Source organism: Leucobacter soli (assembly GCF_042659205.1).
GTDB lineage: Bacteria > Actinomycetota > Actinomycetes > Actinomycetales > Microbacteriaceae > Leucobacter > Leucobacter soli.
The window spans coordinates 1-2,789 of record NZ_JBHSRW010000273.1; the positions used below are offsets into that span (position 1 = coordinate 1).

Here is a 2,789-nt window from a genome sequence, read left to right on the forward strand (position 1 = left end):
CGCTGGCCCGCGGACCCGGGAACCTTGCGACCGCGCTCGGCATCACCCGTCCGGAGCACGACGGACTCGATCTCTTCGCCGCACCGTTCGAGTTCGTCGCCGGGGCGAACGATGCACCGACCGCCGTTCCCAGCCCGAGCGTCGCGCACGGGCCGCGCGTCGGCGTCAGCGGCGAGTTCGGCGGCCCGGCGTTCCCCTGGCGGTTCTGGATCGCCGGGGATCCGACCGTCTCGGCCTATCGGCCGGGCAGGAACGTGCCGGGCCGATAGCTCAGGCGACCGTCGGTGCTTTGCCCGCGTCCGGATCGCCGTCGAGCACGGACTGGCCGGTCTGCGGATGGAATCGTGCCAGCCCGATCACGCCGACCACGGCGATCGCGCCGGAAACGATGAAGCTGACGACGGCCCAGACCGGCGCCCCGGCGGCCTCGTGCAGCACGACGATGCCGATCAGTACCGCGATGAGGGGGTCGATCACGGTGAGCCCTGCGACGACCAGATCGGGAGGGCCCGAGGAGTACGCGTTCTGCACGAACACCATGCCGACCAGTGCGCCGAGCAGCAGAGCCGCGACGCAGGCCCAGGTGAGCCATTCGAACTCGCCCTGCTGCAGACGCCCGATCACGGCCTTCGCGAACGTCGCGACGAAGCCGTAGAGCACACCGGCGCCGACGATGTAGATGAGGGCGATGGCCCGGTGCCGCACGAGCAGGAAGGTGACGATCGCGGCGGCGAAGACCGCGCCGAAGAGGATCAGGATCGTCAGGAGCTTCTGGTCGGTCACCGGGCGGTCGGCCGCGGTGAACGCCGCGATCGTGACGAACACGACGATGCCGGCGACGCACATCGCGATCGAGGTCTTCGCCCGTTTCCCGAGCCGCACCCCGCTGAGCCTGGAGTTCAGGACCGAGGTGATCACGAGCCCCACCACGCCGATCGGTTGCACCACGATCAGCGGCGAGAGCGCGAGCGAGCCGAGCTGGAACACGACGGCGAGGCCGAGCATCAGCGTGCCGATGACCCAGGACGGGCGGCGGAGCATGTTGAGGACGTGCCGGAGCGACAGCCCGGAACCGGCGCTCAGCCCCACGATCCGCTCGACCTTGTTGAGCCCGCGCGACTGGTACTGCGCACCGAACGCGAGGAACACGGCGCCGATGAGCGCGACGGGAATGCCCCAGAACTGCTTGGGGTCGAGCGATACCGCCTCTCCCAGCGCCTCGAAGGGCGAGGGCGCTGCGGCGAGCAGGATCGGGATCACCCTCCAACGCTACCTGCTCGCGGCGGATGCGGACCGCCTCACCCCGGGGGTGTTCGAGTTTCGTTCACTCGCCCGGAGCGAGCAGCCCGCACTCGTAGGCGAGGATCACGAGCTGGGCGCGATCGTGCGCGTGCGTCTTGCCCATGATCCGGTTGACGTGCGTCTTGGCCGTGTGCGGCGAGATGAAGAGATCCTCGGCGAGCACGTAGCGGGTGATGAGCCCGCGGGTCGCCATCGGCGAGAGCAGCGCCTCCCCCGCGTGCACGGCCTGGACGGCGCGCGCGATCTCCTCGGGTTCGGCGCCCTTGCCGATGAACCCGCTCGCGCCCGCCCGCAGCGCCGCGACGACGACGTCGTCCTCCTCGAAGGTGGTCAGCACGAGGACCCGTGTGCCCGTCAGCTCCGGATCGGCGCATATCTCCGCAGTGGCGCGGATCCCGTCGATCCCGGGCATACGGATGTCCATCAGCACGATGTCTGGTCGCAGCCTCGCGGCGAGCTCGATCGCCGCGGCCCCGTCGGCGGCCTGACCGACCACGGATATCCCCTCGTGGGTGGCGAGGATGTCGGAGACGGCCTGCCGGATGAGCGCCTGGTCGTCGACGATGAGGACCGTGGTCATGGGGCGATCATTCCTCCTCCGCGGCCTGCCGGATCGGCAGGTGCACTTCGAGCACGTACTCGGAGCCGGAACGACCGGCCGAGACCGTGCCCTGCAGCACGGCGACTCGTTCGCGGATGCCGGTCAGGCCGAGCCAGGCGCTCGGCGCCGGATCACCGGCGATGCCGGTATCCGCCACGAGATTCGTAACGCGCACCAGGATGTCGTCGGGCTCGACCGCGAGCCGCAGGGCCGCGCTCCCGCCGCTGCCGTGCTTGTGCGCGTTCGTCAGCGCTTCCTGCACCACCCGATAGGCGGCGCTTCCGGTGGCGCCGCCGACCCGATCGAGGTTTCCGTGCACCTCCACCGAGATGTCCAGACCGGCGTCGCGCATCCGGCCGAGCAGCGCGTCGAGCCCGTCGAGGCCCTGCCGAGGCGGCGCCGCACCCGTGTTCCCGGCGTCTCGCAGGTAGCGCAGCAGGTCGCCGATCTCGGTCAACGCCTCGCGGGCCGCGCTGCGGATCGTGCCGAGCGCCTCCTCCGCACGGACGGGATGCGCCGACATGTGCCCCGACGCCACGCCGGCGTGCAGGTTGATCACCGAGAGCTGATGCGCGACCGTGTCGTGCAGCTCTCGCGCGATCCTCAACCGCTCGTCCGAGACCCGGCGCTGCGCCTCGGCCTCCCGTGTGCGCTCGGCGCGCTCGGCGCGCTCCTCGACTGCGGCCAGGTATTCGCGGCGGGATCTCGCGCCATCGCCGAGCGCGGCGGCGACGAACAGCGCGGCGCCGATGCGCACGTCGAACGAGATACGGCCCATCTCGAAGAGGCTGAGCAGGATCGTCGCACCGCCGGCCGATACGGGCGGGTGAGGAGACATCGACCGGCTGGCCCTTCGGAACGCGGATCGGGCAGCCCAGGAGCGCGA

At 70.8% G+C, this 2,789-nt stretch carries 4 protein-coding genes; 1 reads left to right on the forward strand and 3 read right to left on the reverse strand.

Annotated elements, in window-relative coordinates; genetic code table 11:
- On the forward strand, window positions 1-269 hold a 269-nt coding region (locus ACFPZL_RS11995; protein ID WP_382335583.1), incomplete at its 5' end, for a DNA-3-methyladenine glycosylase.
- Between the two features lies 1 nt (window position 270).
- Here the strand turns inward: ACFPZL_RS11995 and ACFPZL_RS12000 are convergent.
- The 3 genes from ACFPZL_RS12000 to ACFPZL_RS12010 all read right to left on the reverse strand — a co-directional run bounded on the left by ACFPZL_RS12000 (window position 271) and on the right by ACFPZL_RS12010 (window position 2,741).
- A complete protein-coding gene (locus tag ACFPZL_RS12000) occupies window positions 271-1,260 on the reverse strand; it encodes a DMT family transporter (RefSeq protein WP_218113646.1) in 990 nt (329 codons plus the stop codon).
- Window positions 1,261-1,324: 64 nt separating this feature from the next.
- On the reverse strand, window positions 1,325-1,882 hold the full coding sequence (locus tag ACFPZL_RS12005) for a response regulator transcription factor (protein ID WP_218113647.1): 558 nt from the start codon (window positions 1,880-1,882) through the stop codon (window positions 1,325-1,327).
- Window positions 1,883-1,889: 7 nt separating this feature from the next.
- Window positions 1,890-2,741, reverse strand: a complete 852-nt coding sequence (locus ACFPZL_RS12010; RefSeq protein WP_382335586.1) for a sensor histidine kinase — start codon at window positions 2,739-2,741, stop codon at window positions 1,890-1,892.
- Between the last annotated feature and the right edge of the window lie 48 nt (window positions 2,742-2,789).